The 18,473-nt window shown below is 70.3% G+C and carries 10 protein-coding genes; 7 read left to right on the top strand and 3 right to left on the bottom strand.

The window, feature by feature from the left end; all coding sequences use genetic code 11:
• Positions 1-43 precede the first annotated feature (43 nt).
• Positions 44-3,055, top strand: coding sequence for a glycosyl hydrolase (locus OG718_RS48365; protein WP_328847188.1), 3,012 nt, complete (start codon positions 44-46; stop codon positions 3,053-3,055).
• A 329-nt stretch (positions 3,056-3,384) separates the two neighbouring features.
• The gene (locus OG718_RS48360; RefSeq protein WP_328847187.1) at positions 3,385-7,224 is read left to right on the top strand and encodes an nSTAND1 domain-containing NTPase; all 3,840 of its coding nucleotides are present in this window, start codon (positions 3,385-3,387) and stop codon (positions 7,222-7,224) included.
• A 136-nt stretch (positions 7,225-7,360) separates the two neighbouring features.
• Here the strand turns inward: OG718_RS48360 and OG718_RS48355 are convergent, their stop codons facing one another.
• Positions 7,361-7,885, bottom strand: a complete 525-nt coding sequence (locus OG718_RS48355; protein ID WP_306941900.1) for a pep a2 — start codon at positions 7,883-7,885, stop codon at positions 7,361-7,363.
• 304 nt (positions 7,886-8,189) lie between these two features.
• Between OG718_RS48355 and OG718_RS48350 the strand changes: the two genes are divergently transcribed.
• The 5 genes from OG718_RS48350 (at position 8,190) to glgB (ending at position 16,065) form a co-directional block, all read left to right on the top strand.
• Entirely contained in the window at positions 8,190-8,492 is a 303-nt protein-coding gene (locus OG718_RS48350; protein WP_143642600.1) for a DUF5133 domain-containing protein, read from the top strand.
• 116 nt (positions 8,493-8,608) lie between these two features.
• The gene (locus OG718_RS48345; RefSeq protein ID WP_328847186.1) at positions 8,609-10,663 is read left to right on the top strand and encodes an alpha-1,4-glucan--maltose-1-phosphate maltosyltransferase; all 2,055 of its coding nucleotides are present in this window, start codon (positions 8,609-8,611) and stop codon (positions 10,661-10,663) included.
• Positions 10,660-12,390, top strand: a complete 1,731-nt coding sequence (gene treS / locus OG718_RS48340; protein ID WP_306941896.1) for a maltose alpha-D-glucosyltransferase — start codon at positions 10,660-10,662, stop codon at positions 12,388-12,390. The genes OG718_RS48345 and treS overlap by 4 nt, the downstream gene beginning before the upstream one ends.
• A gap of 14 nt (positions 12,391-12,404) precedes the next feature.
• Positions 12,405-13,817 (top strand): maltokinase N-terminal cap-like domain-containing protein, encoded by a 1,413-nt coding sequence (locus OG718_RS48335; RefSeq protein ID WP_328847185.1) that lies wholly within the window; start codon positions 12,405-12,407, stop codon positions 13,815-13,817.
• Between the two features lie 85 nt (positions 13,818-13,902).
• A complete protein-coding gene (gene glgB / locus OG718_RS48330; protein ID WP_328847965.1) occupies positions 13,903-16,065 on the top strand; it encodes a 1,4-alpha-glucan branching enzyme in 2,163 nt (720 codons plus the stop codon).
• A 199-nt stretch (positions 16,066-16,264) separates the two neighbouring features.
• Here the strand turns inward: glgB and OG718_RS48325 are convergent, their stop codons facing one another.
• On the bottom strand, positions 16,265-17,611 hold the full coding sequence (locus tag OG718_RS48325) for an MFS transporter (protein ID WP_260694923.1): 1,347 nt from the start codon (positions 17,609-17,611) through the stop codon (positions 16,265-16,267).
• A 158-nt stretch (positions 17,612-17,769) separates the two neighbouring features.
• Complete coding sequence (locus tag OG718_RS48320; RefSeq protein ID WP_443055289.1) at positions 17,770-18,429, bottom strand: TetR/AcrR family transcriptional regulator; 660 nt, start codon at positions 18,427-18,429, stop codon at positions 17,770-17,772.
• Positions 18,430-18,473 lie beyond the last annotated feature (44 nt).

Below are 18,473 nucleotides of genomic sequence, written 5' to 3'. Positions count from 1 at the left end.
TCAGGGGGTCTCTTCGTGCTGCCCTCCGGGAGTGACAGGAACCATGGACGACCTCACCGCAGTTCACCGGACGGGCATTGCGCGCCGTACGCTGCTCGCCGCCGCAGCTACGACGGCCGCGGCGGGTGCGCTCACCTGGGCGGGGCCCGGGAGTGCCGCGGCCGCCTCTGTCGCTGGGGGCTCTGCGGGTTTCGCCGAGCCGGGCCTCTCGGTGCGGCCCAAGTTCCGCTGGTGGTGGCCCGACGGCCTGGTCCGCCCCGACGAGATCAGACGAGAGATCGACCAGATCGCCGACGCGGGCTTCGGCGGCGCCGAGATAGCCGCCGTCCACCACAGCGTCGCCGACCCGTCGGTGCTGGACACCGAGCGCCACGGCTGGGGCAGCCCCTCCTGGGTCGCCGGTGTCGAGGCAGCGCTGAGCCAGGCGGCCCGGCGCGGTCTCACCATCGATCTCACCGTCGGCCCCGCGTGGCCGGCGGCGGTGCCCGGCATCACCCCCGACAGCGAGGCCGCCGTAAAGGAACTCGCCCACGGGGTCGTCACGTTGGCCCCGGGTACGACCCACTCCGGCCCGGTCCCCGAGCCCGTCCACGAGGCGGCTTCCGGCGTCACCGGGCAACGGCTGCTCCTGGTGCAGGCAGCGCGGGTGAACACCGCGAACTCCACCCGCAAGGAGACCGGCCTCGACCAGGAATCGGTCCGCGACCTCACCTCCACCGTCTCCGACGGCACGATCGGCTGGACCGCGCCCGACGACGGCACCTGGGTCCTGATCGCCTACTGGGTGCGCGGCTCCGGGCAGACACCGGAGGCGGGCCCGCACACCGATCCGCCCTCCTACGTCGTCGACCACTTCAGCACGGCAGGCACCCGCGCGGTGACCGACTTCTGGGAGGCCCACCTCCTTACGCCGGCGATCCGCCGCCTGCTGAAGGTCTCCGGCGGCGCGCTCTTCGAGGACTCCATCGAGCTGGAGACCGACGGACTCCAGTGGACGCCGGGGCTGCCCGACGCGTTCCGCGAGCACACCGGCCGTTCCCTGCTGCCGCTGCTGCCCGCCGTGGTCCTCGACAACAGCAACCAGGTCTTCGCCTTCGAAGCCGCCGCCACCCGCCAGATCCGGCACGACTTCTGGGAGACGGTCTCCACTCTCTTCAACAAGCACCACGTCGGGGCGCTGCGCACCTGGGCGCACTCGCTCGGGCTCCAACTGCGCTCCCAGCCCTACGGGTTGCAGACCGACGCCATCGCCTCGGCCGCGATCCTGGACATCGCAGAGGGCGAGTCCCTGGGCTTCAAGAACCTCGACGACTACCGCTGTCTGGCCGGCGGCCGTGACATGGCGGGGCACACCGTGCTCTCGTGCGAGGCCGGCGCCTACTCCGGCAGCGCCTACAGCACCACCTGGCAGCGGTTCCTGCGCACCATGGGCGGCGCCTACGCGGCCGGCGTCAACCAGACCGTCGTGCACGGCTTCTCCTACGCCGAGCTGCCGGGCGTCAACTGGCCGGGATACGCGGCCTTCACCCCGTACAAGGGCACGGCCGGCTACGGCGAGTCCTGGGGACCCCGCCATCCCACCTGGAAGCACGTGCCGGACGTCTCCGGCTACCTGGGGCGGGTGCACCAGGTGCTGCAGACCGGTCGGCCCAGAGCCGATGTGGCGGTGTTCCGGCAGACCGGCTACACCGCCACCGGCATCGGCGCCTCCTGGTTCACCGCCACGGGCATCACCCTGGGCTGGACCCATCAGTTCCTCAGCGGCCCGCTGCTCGACCTGCCCGCCGCCACCGTGCGCCGGGGACGCCTCGCGCCCGACGGTCCGGCCTACAAGGCCCTGTTCGTCGAGGGCGACTTCTTCTACGGCTCCACGGTGACCCTCGCCCTGCGGGACGCCCGCGCCCTGCTGCGGCTCACCCGCGCCGGACTGCCGATCGTGCTGCTCGGAGCGTGGGACACCGTCGTGCCGTCCGGCCTCCCCGACAGCGGCGAGACCGACGAACTGCGCTCGGCCGTCGTGGAGTTGCTCGCCCAGCCGCGGGTTCGTCGCGTCACCGACAAGACCGCGGTACCGACCGCGCTCACGGAACTCGGGGTGCGGCCCGACGCCGGATACGCGACCGCCTCCACCCTCCTCAACGCCCACCGCGTGGCCGACGGCGTCGACTACTACTACCTCTGCAACGGCAAGCACGCCGAGACCGTGAAGCCGCCGGTGGCCGCCGTCGACCACGAGGTCACCCTGCGTCGCACCACGGCCAAGGGGGTGCCGTATCTGCTGGACCCGTGGACCGGCGGAGCCGAGCGCATCGCCCGGTACACCGAGGACGGCGACACGGTCACCGTGCGGGTCGCTCTCCAGCCCGCGGAGACCCTCGTCGTGGCGATCGGACGCCCCGGCCTCTTCGGCGACCGCAACGGCGGCCGTCCGCACGCGGTCGGCAGCGAGGCCGACGAGGTGCGCTTCACGGACGCCGGACTCACCGTCCGCGCCACGAGGGCGGGCACGTACCGGACCGAGCTGTCCCACGGACGTACGGTGCGTACGTCTTTCAAGGGCATCCCCGAGCCGACGGAACTCACCTCCTGGCGCCTGCGCGTACAGGACTGGCGGCCCGGCGCAACGGCCACCAGAACCACCGTCGTCGAGCACGACCTGACCCTGGACGCCCTGGTGCCCTGGTCGCAGATCCCGGAACTCGCCGACGTCTCGGGCATCGGCCGCTACCGCGCCACGGTCACGCTGGGCGACGCCTGGACGGGCGGCCGTGGCGCACGCCTCGAACTGGGCAGCGTCACCGACACCTGCCGGGTCACCGTCAACGGCCACCGCCTCGACCCGGTCGACCAGATCCACCCGGTGTCGGACCTCGGTGGACTTCTCCGCCGCGGGCAGAACGTCATCGAGGTCGAGGTGGCGACCCCGCTCGCCAACCGGCTGCGGATCAGCGATCCCGGAGTTTACGGCGGCCTGGCACGGCAGGCGTACGGGCTGATGGGCCCGGTCCGTGTCGTGCCGTACGGAGAGGCCCGCGTCGGTCCGCTCGCCCACTAGGCCCTCGCTGTGGGGTCCCGGGAGGCCGGAGTTCCCCCGACCCGGCCTCCCGGGACCCCACTCGCCCGGCACTGTCCCCCGTCCGGCGTCGGCGGGCCGGCATCGTGGAACGCTCCCCCGTGCTCCCCCGTACGTCCACGTGGTTCGCACCGGCCCGCCATGACCTCAGCCTTCACGGTCAGGGCATTGTCCGGCAGTCCCCTGTCGCCACTTCAGACAATTTCGCGGCGCGAGTGATGCGTTCTCGCCATGCCCCTTTCCCCACCGCCGCCAAGATTCGTAGCGTGCAGCGTGCGGGGCGAAGGGTGCACACGGCGACGGGGGATGCGATGGGACGTCGTGAGCGGCCGCTGGACCCCGCCGACGGGCCTGTCGCGCAATTCGCCTACGAGCTGCGGAAGTTGCGCCGGGAGGCGGGCGGGATCACCTACCGCGCGATGGCCAGGCAGGCGCACTACTCGGCGGCCACACTCGCGCACGCGGCGGCCGGGGAGCGGCTGGCCTCGCTGCCGGTGACGCTCGCCTATGTCGAGGCCTGCGGCGGCGACCGCGACGACTGGGAACGACGGTGGCACCGGGCCGCCCAGGACACGGCAGAGGAGAGCCGCGCAGCCGACGACGACGCGGAGGCTCCCTACCCCGGTCTGGCCCGCTTCGAAGCGAGCGACAGCGAACGCTTCTTCGGCCGGGACCACCTCGTCGGCCAGCTCGTCGGCCTGGTCCGGGACAAGGACTTCGTCGTCCTGACGGGCGCGTCAGGCAGCGGCAAGTCCTCGCTGCTGCGCGCGGGTCTCATCCCCCGCCTCCAGCGGACCGACCCGCCGCGTGTCCGGCCCGCCACGATCCGGATCCTCACCCCGGGACCGCACCCGGCGCGCACCCACGCCGACGTCCTGGATCCGCGCACCACCCGCTCCGGGACCGTCATCGTGGTGGACCAGTTCGAGGAACTCTTCACCCTCTGCGCCGATCCCGCCGAGCGAAAGGGCTTCCTCGACCTGCTGTTCACCGCCGTCGGCCCCGATCACGGCATCCGCGTCGTCGTCGCGGTCCGCGCCGACTTCTACGGCCACTGCGCCCGGTACCGCCGGCTCGCGCAGGCCGCACAGGAGGCGACGCTCCTGGTGGCTCCCATGAGCACGGAAGAGCTGCGCGAGACGATCGTGAAACCGGCCGCGCTCGGGGGTCTGATCGTCGAACGGACGCTGACCTCACGGATCGTCGCCGAGATCCAGGACGAGCCCGGTGGCCTGCCCCTCATGTCCCACGCCCTGCTGGAAACCTGGCGCAGACGCCGCGGCAGAGCACTCGGCGAGGCCGCGTACGACGCCGCGGGAGGCATCCACGGAGCGATCGCCCGCACCGCCGAGGACCTCTACGAGAGCCTCACCGGACGACAGGCCGACACCGCCCGTCGCATCCTGCTCCGCCTGGTGAGCCCGGGTCAGGGGACCGGGGACACGCGCCGTCCGACTCGGCGCACGGAACTCACCGCGCTGGGCGTCCACGCGGACGCCGACACGGATGTCGTACTCGAACGACTCGCCCGCGCCCGCCTCATCACGCTCGACGAGGACACCGTCGATCTGGCCCACGAGGCCGTCCTCACCGCATGGCCCCGGCTGCGTACCTGGATCGACGAGGACCGTGAGCGGCTCAGGTCCCAGCACCGGCTCACCGAGGCAGCGACCACCTGGCAGGACCTCGGCCGGGACGCCGGCTCCCTCTACCGGGGCGTACAACTGTCCACCGCCGAGGAGCAGTTCGGCGCCACGGACGATCTCACCCCGCTGGAACGGGAGTTCCTCGACGCGGGCCTCGACGCCCGCCGGGGTGAGCAGCGGGGCCGCAGGACCCGTACGGTCGTCCTGTCCGTCCTGGTGGTGCTCAGCCTCGTCGCGGCACTCGTCGCGTGGCAGCAGAACCAGTCCGGCGAGCGGCGGCGGATCGAGGCGGAGGCCCGTCGGCTCGTCGGGGTCGCGGAGAGTCTGCGCCTGTCCGACCCGGTCACGGCGATGCGGCTCAGCCTCGCCGCGTGGCGCGTCGCCGACCTTCCCGAGACACGCTCCGCGCTGCTCGGCGCCGCCGCGCAGCGGAACCAGGACGTGTTCACCGATCCCGACGGCACCGACGAGACCATGCGGCATCTCAGCGCCGACGGCAGCACGCTCCTCAGCGTCGGCACCGATCAGGTGACCCGGTGGGACGTGGGGACACGTCGTCGTACGGCCACCTGGCCGGGGCTCGGCGAGGCGGCGAAGGACGTGGGGTTCATCCGGGCGGACGCGTCGTGGATCCCCGAGTTCGACGGAGGAAGGGCGGCGTTGCGGAACCTCGCCACGGGGAGCCGGGACGGAACACCGCTGGCGGTCGCCGACGGCGGCGTCGAGATGGGGCCGAGCGGTCGCAGCCTCCTCGTCCACCACGCCGAGGGATCCGAGCGCCGGGTGCAGCTCTGGGACGCCCGGTCCCGGCGGAAGCTCCTGGAGATCACGCGGGACACGAACGCGAAGGTGGACGGGGCGACCGGCTCCCAGGTGGAGTGGGCGAGGCTCACGGCACACATGCACCGCCAGCGGAAGGACGGCCGGGGTACGGCCCTGACGGACGACCCCGCCTTCACGGACGCCGCGGTCAGCGCGGACGACCGTCTGCTGGCCCTGTGTGTCCCGGGCGAGCGCTTCGAGTTGTGGGACGTCACCGAGAAGCGCCGTCTGCCCGCGCCCTGGCTGCCCAGAGCGACCATCGAGCAGTGCGTCAAGGAGCGGATCGAGTTCACGCCCGACGGCCGGTATCTGGGGCTGATCGACACCACCGGATTCCGAGCGTGGGAGGTCTCGTCGGGCAAGGAGCTTCCCGCGATCGTGTACCCCGGCCTGAAGATCGCTCGACTCAGCGCGGACGGCGCGTTCCTGGTGGCGTCGGACGGCGAAGAGATCCTGGTCTGGCGGATGGACTCACCCGACTTCCCGGTCGTACGCCACCAGTTGGCCGGCGAGACCGTCCAGGAGATCCGGGTGGACACCGAGGCCGGCATCGTCCGGTACCTCGGCGGTCCGGAGGGCTCATGGGGACCGTCCGTCCACACGCTGAACGTGGGGAGTGCGGTGAACGCCCGCTGGGAGCCGTCCGCCGCCCTGGCCGTCGAGTTCGGCCCGGACGGCCGGACTCTTGCCGTCGCCCGCGTCGACGAGGACGGGAAACATCTTCGGTTCCGCGTGCTCGACGGACGTACGGGACGGCTGCTGGCCCAGCCGCCGCCCCTGCCGTGCCCAGCCCCGTCGGAGGATGCGGCGTTCGGAGGCTGCGATGCCCTGCTCGCCATCGATTCCACCGGCAAAGAACTCGCCTACGGCGTGGTGAACCTCGCGTCGGCTCCCTCCACGACCAAGGTGTCTCTCTACGACATTCCGCGACAGCGCGTCACCACCAGCCTCGACGCCGATCAAGTCGGCACCGAGGTGCTGTCGGACATCGCCTTCGGCGCCGACGACCGGTCGCTGCTCCTCTCCCCGGTGCCCGGGTCCGTACCCGAGACCACCCGTGTCTGGGACCTGCGCCGCCGGACCACGGTCGGCACGCTCCCCGGTTCCGTGGGCGCGGTGACCTCGCGTCCCGACGGCGACCTGCTCGTCACCGAGCGCGGGCAGGCCTACCGCATGCCCGCGGGCACCCGGCTGCCGTCCGTCAGAAGCCCCGGCAAGTCCACCGCTCTGGCGTTCAGCCCGGACGGTGATCATCTGGCCGTCGGTGACGGCTCCGGCCGGGTCGTCCTCTGGGACGGGCGACTGGGCCGACGGCTCGGTGTCCTCGCCGACCCGGACACGACCACGTACCAGTACGTGTCGGCCCTGGCCTTCTCCCGCGACGGCCGCACGCTCGCCGTCGCGGGTGACGAGGGCACCCTCCAGCTCTGGGACGTCTCCTCCCGCCGACGGATCGGATCCCCGCTCGTCACACCGGGCGACACCGTCCGCGCGCTGGCCTTCGGCCCCGACGGCGGCACGCTCTACGCCGCCGGGGACCACGCCCCCTTGCAGACGTACGAGATCTCGCCCGACCGTGCGGCGCGGACTGTCTGCCGTCGCGTGGGCACCGGGCTGTCGCGGGACGACTGGGACCGCTACGTCCAGGACGTTGCCTACAGACAGAGTTGCCCGAGGGCCTAGACGGACCGCCGGGTTTACCTGGGCGCGGACCGCCGGGCTCCCCTCTCTTCTCGGGAAACCCTGGTGAGGAACGCCACCGGCCCGCGACCGCCTGAGCGGTTGCGGGCCGGTGCGGCGTTCTCCACGGAGACCGGATCTATCCGGAGGCCGCCGCGACGACCTCGTCCTCGAACGACCCCACGGGCGTGGAGAACGCCATCGCCGGTACGGGCATCTCGCGGGGCGTCCGCCGGGCTTCCCGCAGACTGGGCGCGGGACCGGCCGGGACCAGCGGCGCGCGCTCGATGGCGCGGGCCCGGCGCGAGAACCAGACGATCTTTCCGCCGGTGCCCGTGCCGCAACAGCCCCATCCGTCGCTCAGCGCGGCTATGCGGGCCAGGCAGCCGGGTGTGGCGGACTCCGGGTGGAATCCGCCGTCGTTGTCGGCGACGGCGGTGATGAGGTGCTGGCCGTTCCACCACATCTCGATGGTGGTGTTCTTGTCGGCCGCGTGCTCCCCGATCGAGCGGAGCAGCACATCGGCGCAGTGGCAGACGGGCTCGACGAGGTTCTCAAGGTTCCAGTACCGGAGATGGGCGGCCAGAATGCGCCTGACCTGGTCGACCCGCTCCGAACTGACTTCCACGTCGAGGTGGTAGTAGCAGGGCACTACGGTCTTCATCGTCGTTGGCTCCTCACCGGCGAAGCTCTTGCTCCTCCTCGCCCCTGCGGGCCGAGCCCCGAACACGAAGCGTGAGCAGTGATCGCTCCTGAGTCAGCTCCCAGAGTGGGAGCCGTACTCCATTCGTGCAACACGAGAGCGCGCCCGATGTAGTTGAAGCGACAACAGGACGTTGGGTGTCACCGCGTGCACCATGGGTGAGGGCGTCGGCCGCTGTAGTCGGTCGATGCCTCTCCGCGCACGGGCTTCACGCACGATCCGGGCGAACTGTGCGCATTCGAGGGAGTGGAAGGTGACCAGTGAAATGCTGCTGCCTGCCAAAGCCGAGGTCGCCAGGCATCTGGAGTTGTACCGAGCCTGGGAACGCATGATGCTCGCGGCCCCCGCCGACCGTGCGGCACGGGGCAATTTCGAGGACACGGGCTACACGCTGTGCGTGCTGATGGGGAAACGCTGCGCGCGGGAGGCCGTACACGCCGCCGAGCGTTATCTGGCGGTCGGGCCGGGCGCCCGGCGCCGGGACCGGGCCAAAAGCGGCCCGGCCGACGGCAGGCGCTCCGGCAGGTCCGGTCGGTCCGACGGTCTCGCGGCAAGCCCTGTGGCGTAACGGGACCTCCGACAACGCAGCCCGGCACGGACCGGGCGCGAGAACGACGAGAACCACGAGAACCACGAAGACGCAGCACAGCGAAGAAAGCGCAGAAGACGACGGAGGTGAGATCCATGACCGACAACCCGGCCGACGGCCGTGTCCCCCCTGTTGGCCGCGTGCCCATCGCCCCGATCGGCCGCGTCCCTGTGGTGGATGTGCGACCGGCCGTCGACCGCGGCACCCGCCCGGCGAAGGCGATCCCGGGCGAGACCTTCCAGGTCACCGCCACCGTCTTCGGCGAGGGTCACGACGCGGTCGCCGCGAACGTCGTTCTGCGCGATCCGCAGGGCCGTACGGGCCCCTGGACCCCGATGCGCGAACTGGCCCCCGGCACCGACCGCTGGGGCGCCGACGTCACCCCCACGACGGTGGGCGACTGGGTGTACTGGGTGGAGGCCTGGTCCGACCCCGTGGCCACCTGGCGCCGGGCCGCCGGCATCAAGATCCCGGCGGGAATCGATGTCGGGCTGGTCCTGGAGGAGGGCGCCGAACTGTACGAGCGGGCCGCCTCCGGGGTCCCGCACGAGGCCGGGCGAGCGGCGGTACTGACCGCTGTCGACGCTCTGCGCGACGAGTCCCGGCCGCCGATCGCCCGCCTCGCCGCCGCACTTACCCCGGACGTGGACGCGGCACTGGCCGACCACCCCCTGCGGGAGCGGGTCTCCCGATCGGTTCCGATGCCCTTGCTGGTGGAGCGGGAGCGGGCGTTGTACGGCTCCTGGTACGAGTTCTTCCCGCGCTCGGAGGGCGCGGTGGTGGAGCCCGGCAGGCCGCCGGTCACCGGCACCTTCCGGACCGCCGCGCGGCGGCTGCCGGCGATCGCGGAGATGGGCTTCGACGTGGTGTACCTGCCACCGATCCACCCCATCGGGACGACCTTCCGCAAGGGCCCCAACAACAACCTGTCGGCAGGCCGTCAGGATGTCGGGGTCCCCTGGGCGATCGGGTCACCGGAGGGCGGGCACGACGCCGTCCACCCCGACCTCGGCACGATCGACGACTTCGACGCTTTCGTGCGTACCGCGGCGGAGCTGGATCTCGAAGTCGCCCTGGACTTCGCACTCCAGTGTTCACCGGACCACCCGTGGGTGGAGAAGCACCCGGAGTGGTTCCACCATCGCTCGGACGGCACGATCGCGTACGCGGAGAACCCGCCGAAGAAGTACCAGGACATCTATCCGATCGCCTTCGACAAGGACATGCCGGGCCTGGTCGCCGAGACGGGGCGGATTCTGCGGTTCTGGATGAGCCATGGTGTACGGATCTTCCGCGTGGACAATCCGCACACAAAGCCCGTGCTGTTCTGGGAGCAGGTGATCGAGGACATCAACCGTACCGACCCCGATGTCATCTTCCTGGCCGAGGCGTTCACCCGCCCGGAGATCATGCATTCCCTGGCACGCGTCGGCTTCCAGCAGTCGTACACGTACTTCACCTGGCGCAACACCAAGGCCGAACTGACCGAATACCTCACCCAACTCTCCAGTGACGACGTCGCCGCGTACATGCGTCCCAACTTCTTCGTGAACACGCCCGACATCCTGCCCGGGTATCTCCAGCACGGCGGCCGACCGGCTTTCGAAGTACGGGCCGTTCTGGCGGCGACCCTTTCGCCGGCCTGGGGAATGTACGCCGGGTACGAGTTGTGCGAGAACACTCCGTTCAGGGCGGGTGGTGAGGACTATCTCGACTCGGAGAAATACCAGCTGCGGCCCCGGGACTGGGAGTCGGCCGAGCGTGACGGACGCTCCATCGCGCCTCTCATCGGTTCCCTGAACCGGATCAGACGGCAGCACGGCGCACTGCGCCGGCTCAGGAATCTCCACTTCCACGACACCGACAACGATGCGGTGATCGCGTACTCGAAACGCAGCGGATCGAACACGGTTCTGGTGGTCGTGAACCTCGACCCTCACCACACCCAGGAGGCCACGGTCTCGTTGGACATGCCACGACTCGGCCTCGACTGGCACGAGTCGATGCCGGTGCGCGACGAGCTCACCGGCGAGACCTACCACTGGGGCAGGACCAACTACGTACGCCTTGAGCCCGGGCACCGGCCCGCGCACGTACTGACCGTCCTGCGACCGTCCTCACCGCCAACCGGAGGGTCACCCACACCATGATCGTCAACGAGCCCGTCCCGGACACCTTCGAGGACACCCCGCAAAAAGACCGGGACCCCGAATGGTTCAAACGCGCCGTCTTCTACGAAGTCCTCGTCCGCTCCTTCCAGGACAGCAACGGCGACGGCATCGGCGACCTCAAAGGCCTCACCGCCAAACTCGACTACCTGCAATGGCTCGGCGTCGACTGCCTCTGGCTCCCCCCCTTCTTCAAATCACCCCTCAAAGACGGCGGCTACGACGTCTCCGACTACACCGCGGTACTGCCGGAATTCGGTGACCTCGCCGACTTCGTCGAATTCGTCGACGCCGCCCACCAACGCGGCATGCGCGTCATCATCGACTTCGTCATGAACCACACCAGCGACCAGCACCCCTGGTTCCAGCAGTCCCGCAACGACCCGGACGGGCCCTACGGCGACTACTACATGTGGGCCGACGACGACAAACAATACCCCGACGCCCGCATCATCTTCGTCGACACCGAAGCCTCCAACTGGACCTTCGACCCCGTCCGCAAGCAGTACTACTGGCACCGCTTCTTCTCCCACCAGCCGGACCTGAACTTCGAGAACCCGGCCGTCGAGGAGGAGATCGTCTCCGCCCTGCGGTTCTGGCTCGACCTGGGCATCGACGGCTTCCGCCTCGACGCCGTCCCCTACCTCTTCGCCGAAGAGGGCACCGACTGCGAGAACCTGCCCGCCACCCACAAAGTCCTGAAGCGGGTGCGGGCGGAGATCGACGCCCACTACCCCGACACCGTCCTGCTCGCCGAGGCCAACCAATGGCCCGAGGACGTCGTCGACTACTTCGGCGACTACAGCGCCGGCGGCGACGAATGCCACATGGCGTTCCACTTCCCCGTCATGCCCCGCATCTTCATGGCCGTGCGGCGGGAGTCCCGCTACCCGGTCTCGGAAATCCTCGCGAAGACGCCGGCGATCCCCTCCGGCTGCCAGTGGGGCATCTTCCTGCGCAACCACGACGAGCTCACCCTCGAAATGGTCACCGACGAAGAACGCGACTACATGTACGCGGAATACGCCAAGGACCCGCGGATGCGCGCCAACATCGGGATCAGGCGGCGGCTGGCCACCCTGCTGGACAACGACCGCAACCAGATCGAACTGTTCACCGCGCTGCTGCTGTCGCTGCCCGGCTCGCCGATCCTCTATTACGGCGACGAGATCGGCATGGGCGACAACATCTGGCTCGGCGACCGCGACGCGGTCCGCACCCCCATGCAGTGGACCCCGGACCGCAACGCCGGCTTCTCCTCCTGCGACCCGGGGCGCCTCTACCTGCCCACGATCATGGACCCGGTCTACGGCTACCAGGTCACCAACGTCGAAGCCTCCATGAGCTCGCCCTCGTCGCTGCTGCACTGGACCCGGCGCATGATCGAGATCCGCAAACAGAACCCCGCCTTCGGCCTGGGCTCCTACACCGAACTGCCCTCCACCAACCCCGCCGTCATCGCCTTCCTGCGCGAACACGGCGACGACCTCGTCCTGTGCGTCCACAACTTCTCCCGCTTCGCCCAGCCCACCGAACTCGACCTCCAGGCCTTCAACGGACGCCACCCCGTCGAACTCATCGGCGGCGTCCGCTTCCCCGCCATCGGCGAACTCCCCTACCTCCTCACCCTCGCCGGACACGGCTTCTACTGGTTCCGACTCCGCGCGGTAGCTCCCCACACCAAACAGCGATTGATGGTGTGCGCCTGAAAGGACGGGTCGCCATGCGCAAGGTCGTATCACCCCGCCCCGGAAGCCACAGTCCGGCTCTTCTGATGACGTCCCTCGCGGGACTGCTACGGACGTGGTTGCCGGAGCAGCGATGGTTCGCGGGCAAGGGCCGGCGGGTCACGGAGCTGGCGCTGCTGTCGGCGACCGAGCTTCATCCGGGATGCCTGCATCTCCTGGTCAGTACGCGGCACGACACCGCCGCTCATCTGCCCGGGGACTGCTACCAGTTGCTGCTCGGTGTCCGGGAGGTCCTGCCGCCACGGCTGGCCCACACCTGTATCGGCCGGGCGAGCGAGGGGCCGCTGGCCGGGATGATGGTGTACGACGCCCTTCAGGAGCCCCGGTCGGCGGACCTGCTCCTGGAGCGGCTGCGCACTCCGGGCACGGTGGGCCCTCTGCGGTTCGAGCGCGAGGCGCAGGTGGCGATCCCGGCCGGTCTCACCCCGCGTCTGCTCGACGCGGAGCAGTCCAACTCCTCGCTGGTGTACGGGGATTCGTACATCCTGAAGATCTTCCGGCGTGTCCAGCCCGGCATCAACCCGGATCTCGAAGTGCCCTGGGCGCTGGCCCGGCAGGGCTGCACCCGGGTACCCGCACCGGTGGCGTGGTTCCGGACCTCGCAGCCGCAGGAGGCGACGCTCGGTGTGCTGCAGCCCTTCCTGCGCGATGCCGCCGACGGGTGGACCCTGGCACTCGAATCGCTCGCCGCGGGACGGGACTTCACCGACGAGGCATTCGAACTGGGAAAGGCGACGGCCGAGGTGCACCTCGCACTGGCCGGTGCGTTCGCCCTCGGCGTCCCGGTCGGACGCCGGAGCAGACGGCTCGCCGCCTCGATGAACGAGCGGCTGGACGCCACGAGCCGGTCGGTGCCGGACCTCCTGCCGTACGTGGAGGGACTGCGGAGCGCCTTCAACGCGCTCGCAGCCCTCGAATCGGGCCGTCCGGTGCAGCGGATCCATGGCGATCTCCACCTCGGTCAGGTGCTGCGGGCCGGGAAGCGGTGGTTCGTCATCGACTTCGAGGGCGAGCCGGCCCGCCCGATCGCCGAGCGCCGGCACCCGCAGCCACCCGTACGCGATGTCGCGGGCATGCTCCGCTCCTTCGACTACGCGGCCCGCAGCCGCCGACCGTGGCGTCCGGAGTGGGCGCGGCGCTGCCGGGACGCGTACTGCGCGGGGTATGCCGCGCAGGCACGCTGGGACCCGCGCGCCGAGCCGGAGTTGCTGCGCGCGTACGAGACGGACCGGGCCGTGTACGAGGTGCTGTACGAGGCCCGGCACCGCCCCGACTGGCTGCCCGTTCCGATGGCGGCGATCGCCCGCCTCGCCGAGCGCGCCCCCGCACCCTCCGGCTCCGGTCCGCAGAAGCCGGTCCCGTCCTTCCACAGTGCTCAAGGAGGCTGAACCCGTGGCCCGCAACATCACCGCAGCCGTGACTCTTCCGGTGCCCGAGGACGTCCGGCCCGCAGTGCGGCCGCCGGCGTCACCCATGGACGCGACGGATCGGGAGCGTCTGTTGTCGGGCGCCCACCACGATCCGCACGCACTGCTGGGGGCCCATCTTGTCCCGGAGGGGGTCGTCTTCCGCGCGTTGCGGCCGTTCGCCACGGCCGTGGCCGTGTTGTCGGCGGACGGGCGACGCATGGAGCTGGGCAGCGAGGGCGACGGTCTCTTCTCGGGTGTCCTGCCGCTCGATTCGGTTCCCGAGTACACCTTGCTGGTGAGGTACGAGGGCGGCGGCGAGCTGGCGGTGCAGGATCCTTACCGGTTCCTGCCCTCGCTCGGTGAGTTCGATCTGCATCTGTTCGGCGAGGGGCGGCACGAACAGCTGTGGACGGCGCTCGGCGCCGAGCCGATGGCCCACCAGGGCGTGGCCGGCACCCGCTTCACCGTCTGGGCACCCAACGCGCGGGGCGTCCGGGTGGCCGGGGACTTCAGCCACTGGGACGGGACCGCTTTCCCGATGCGGTCCCTGGGCTCGTCCGGGGTGTGGGAACTGTTCCTGCCGGGCATCGGCGAGGGCGCGCGGTACAAGTTCGAGATCACCTCACGGCACGGCCACCGGTTCCTCAAGGCCGACCCGATGGCACGCCGGACCGAGGTGCCGCCCGCGACGGCGTCGATCGTGACGGCGTCCCACCACGAGTGGGGCGACCAGGAGTGGCTGGCGCACCGCGGGGACGTCGCCGTGCACGAGGCACCGTTCTCCGTGTACGAGGTCCATCTGCCGTCCTGGCGCCCGGGCCTGACATACCGTCAACTGGCTCAAGAGCTCCCGGAGTACGTCAGGGACCTCGGCTTCACCCACGTTCAGCTGATGCCGGTGGCGGAGCACCCCTTCGGCGGTTCGTGGGGCTATCAGGTCACCGGCTTCTACGCACCGACCGCCAGGCTGGGGACACCGGACGACTTCAAGTACCTCGTCGACGCGCTGCACCGGGCCGGGATCGGCGTGATCATGGACTGGGTGCCCGCCCACTTCCCGAAGGACGACTGGGCGCTGGCCCGCTTCGACGGGGAGCCGCTGTACGAGCCGGGCGACTCGCGCCGCGCCGAGCATCCCGACTGGGGGACCTACGAGTTCGACTACGGTCGCACCGAGGTGCGCAACTTCCTCGTCGCCAACGCGGTCTACTGGTGCGAGGAGTTCCACATCGACGGCCTGCGGGTCGACGCGGTGGCATCCATGCTTTACCTCGACTACTCGCGCGAGCCCGGGCAGTGGGCGCCCAACATCCATGGCGGACGCGAGGATCTCGCCGCGGTCGCGTTCCTCCAGGAGATGAACGCGACGGTGTACCGGCGGGTGCCGGGTGTGATGACCATCGCCGAGGAGTCGACCGCCTGGGAGGGAGTGACCCGCTCCACCGACAGTGGCGGTCTGGGGTTCGGCCTGAAGTGGAACATGGGCTGGATGCACGACTCTCTCGAGTACGTCGCGCACGAGCCGGTCCACCGCAAGTACCACCACAACGAGATGACGTTCTCGATGGTGTACGCGTACAGCGAGAACTACGTCCTACCGATCTCCCACGACGAAGTCGTCCACGGAAAACAGTCGTTGGTGTCCAAGATGCCCGGCGACTGGTGGCAGCAGCGCGCCACGCACCGGGCCTACCTCGGTTTCATGTGGGCGCATCCCGGCAAGCAGCTCCTCTTCATGGGGCAGGAGTTCGCGCAGGGCGCGGAGTGGTCCGAGGCGCACGGGCCCGACTGGTGGCTCCTCGACCCGTCGTACGGAGCCGAGGCAGACCACCGCGGTGTGCGGGACCTCGTCCGTGAGCTCAATCGTCAGTACGGGGAAACCCGTGCGCTCTGGGAGCGGGACTGTGATCCCTCCGGGTTCGCCTGGGTCGCTGGTGGTGCGGCGGAGGACAACGTCTTCGCGTTCCTGCGGTTCGGTGCGGACGGCTCGCCGTTGTTGGCCGTGTCCAACTTCTCGCCCGTGGTGCGGCACGAGTACCGGCTCGGGGTTCCTGATGACGTGCCCGCCTGGGGGGAGGTCCTGAACACCGATGCCGTGTCCTTCGGGGGCGGTGGTGTGATGAACCCCGGCCCCGTCAAGGCTGAGGCTCAAGGGGAGCAGGGGTGGGCGGCGAGTGTGCGGCTCACACTGCCACCGCTGGCTACGGTGTGGCTGCGGCCGGCGTAGCTGTTTTCGCCCCCGCCGCCCCTACCCGTCCCGTCCCTGGGGGCTGCGCCCCCAGACCCCCCGTATCGGCCTGAACGGCCTCGTCCTCAAACGCCGGACGGGCTGAAAATCAGCCTCTCCGGCGTTTGAGGAGCGGGGGTTCGGGGGCTGGCCCCCGAAAGGGACGGGAATGGGTAGGGGCGGCGGGGGCGAAAAAGCCCTACACACTCCCCCTGTACCGCCGCAACGCCGGCATCGTCGCCGCCAGTGTCAGCATCGTGACGACGACGAGCAGACCGCCGCCGGCGACGGCCGCGCGGGCGCCCAGGGCGGAGCCGGCCGTGCCATGGAGGACGTCGGCAAGGCGAGGCCCGCCCGCGACGACCACCGTGAAGACGCCCTGCATCCGGCCGCGCAGCTCGTCGGTCACGGCCGACAGAAGGATGGCTCCGCGGAAGACCATGGAGACCATGTCGGCGACCCCGGCGGCGGCAAGGAACGCCACGCCCACCCACAGGTTGCTGCTCAGGCCGAAGCCGGTGATGGCCACACCCCAGGCGACCACCGCGGCGATGACCATGAGCCCGTGCCGACGGGCACGCGAGAACGTCCCGGACATGAGCCCGCCGAGCACCGCGCCGATGGGGATCGCCGCGAAGAGCAGTCCGAGGGCGAGACCCTCGCCGTACGGGGCGTACGTCTGGGCGGCGAGCTGCGGGAACAACGCCCGCGGCATGCCGAAGACCATGGCGATGATGTCGGCGAGGAAGGACAGCAGGAGCACCTGGTTGAGGGAGATGTAGCGGAAGCCCTCCGCGATCCCCCGCAGGCCCGCCCGCCCGGCGGCCGCCGCGGTGGTGCCCAGGGGCGGCAGCGCGGGAAGCCGGTAGACCGCCCATACCGTGGCGCACAGGGCCAGGGCGTCGATCAGATAGAGCTCGGCGAGGCCCACGACGGGGATGAGGGCTCCGGCCAGCAGCGGTCCGGCGACGAGGCCGGTCTGCATGACGGTCGAGCCGAGCGCGTTCGCCGCGGCCAGTTCGTCCTTGGGGACCAGCCGGGCGATGGAGGCCTGGCGGGCCGGGGAGTTGAGGCCGAAGAACGCCTGCTGGACGGCGAGCAGCACCATCAGGACGCCGACCGATTCGAGTCCGGTGACGGCCTGTATCCAGAAGAGCAGGGACGTGACGGCTATCCCGATGTTCGTGACGAGGAGGAGCTTGCGCCGGTCCACGCTGTCGGCGATCGCGCCGCCCCACAGCGCGAAGACGACGAGGGGCAGGAGCCCCGCGAAACTGGCGTAGCCGACCCAGGCCGAGGATCCCGTGATGTCGTAGATCTGCTTGGGTACGGCGACGGCGGTGAGCTGGCTGCCGACGGCCGTGACGATGGTCGAGGACCAGAGGCGGCGATAGGCGGGGCGGCGCAGCGGCCGGGTGTCCATGGCCCAGCGGCGCCAGCCGCCGCCTCTCTTCGGTTCCGCCGGGTTGGCCGGCCCCGGTGCCCCGGTCTCCGATTCCGCGCTGTATTCCGAGCTGTTGTCCGCGTCGCTCTTGCTCGTGTCCACGCCCGTCCTGGTTTCTCGACCTGGTTTCTCGACCTTGCCCGACCTGATTGCTCGATACATCTTTCGATTCGAGGATCACTATCGCCGATACGGGGCCGTCTTCGCCGGGCGGACCGATCCGTGGACGGGGCGGCACGGTAGCCGGACGGGCAGGCGCGTCAGCCCGTCGTGCGCGAGCCCTCGGCCGTCGCCAGGAGCGATGCCGCCTGTTCGCGGGCGTGGTCGACGGCGCCGGGGAAGATGCGCAGGCCGTGGGCGACGAGTGCGCCCTCGTGGAGCAGCATCAGGGTGCGGCCCAGGAAGTCGGCCGAGGCGGGCGCGATAGGGCGTACGAGGTCGGTGAACAGGGTGAGCATCCACTGCTTCTGGCCCGTGATGATCGCGTACGCGGGGTGGGACATGTCGTCGATCTCCGCATGGGCGTTGACCATGCTGCAGCCCCGCGGACTGGACGCGTCCATCCAGTCGCGTGAGGCCTCGAAGACGGCGAGAACGCCGTCGTGCGGGGTGTGGGCCGCGTCGAGGCGGGCTGCGAGGAAGGCCCGCCAGCGCTCGTCGCGGTCGGCGAGGTACTCGACGACGATCTGGTCCTTCGAGCCGAACCGGTCGTAGAGCGTCTTTTTCGTGACACCGGCCTCGGCTGCGATGAGGTCGACGCCGACGGCGTGGATACCGCGGTCGTAGAACAGTCGCCCGGCCGCCTCCAGTGCCCGGCGCGCACCGGGGGTCAGAGGCACTCGGCGCGGCCCGTCCGTGGCGGTCGACGTGCCCGGCGTTCTCGACGCGCTCGATGCGCCCTGCGTCTTCGAGGTGCTCATTTCTCCATAGTAGACCGATCTGTATACTCGATGTCAGGTATACA

This window comes from Streptomyces sp. NBC_00258, from assembly GCF_036182465.1.
Classification (GTDB): domain Bacteria; phylum Actinomycetota; class Actinomycetes; order Streptomycetales; family Streptomycetaceae; genus Streptomyces.
This window is presented reverse-complemented; position numbering and strand designations above follow the sequence as displayed.

What these genes read in the sequence shown, in the direction of transcription:
- OG718_RS48365 (WP_328847188.1), top strand. Translation starts at nt 44, where the DNA reads ATGGACGACCTCACCGCAGTTCACCGGACGGGCATTGCGCGCCGTACG.
- OG718_RS48345 (WP_328847186.1), top strand. Translation starts at nt 8,609, where the DNA reads ATGACCGACAACCCGGCCGACGGCCGTGTCCCCCCTGTTGGCCGCGTG.
- glgB (WP_328847965.1), top strand. Translation starts at nt 13,903, where the DNA reads ATGGACGCGACGGATCGGGAGCGTCTGTTGTCGGGCGCCCACCACGAT.
- OG718_RS48335 (WP_328847185.1), top strand. Translation starts at nt 12,405, where the DNA reads ATGCGCAAGGTCGTATCACCCCGCCCCGGAAGCCACAGTCCGGCTCTT.
- OG718_RS48350 (WP_143642600.1), top strand. Translation starts at nt 8,190, where the DNA reads ATGCTGCTGCCTGCCAAAGCCGAGGTCGCCAGGCATCTGGAGTTGTAC.
- treS (WP_306941896.1), top strand. Translation starts at nt 10,660, where the DNA reads ATGATCGTCAACGAGCCCGTCCCGGACACCTTCGAGGACACCCCGCAA.
- OG718_RS48320 (WP_443055289.1), bottom strand. Translation starts at nt 18,429, where the DNA reads ATGAGCACCTCGAAGACGCAGGGCGCATCGAGCGCGTCGAGAACGCCG.
- OG718_RS48360 (WP_328847187.1), top strand. Translation starts at nt 3,385, where the DNA reads ATGGGACGTCGTGAGCGGCCGCTGGACCCCGCCGACGGGCCTGTCGCG.
- OG718_RS48355 (WP_306941900.1), bottom strand. Translation starts at nt 7,885, where the DNA reads ATGAAGACCGTAGTGCCCTGCTACTACCACCTCGACGTGGAAGTCAGT.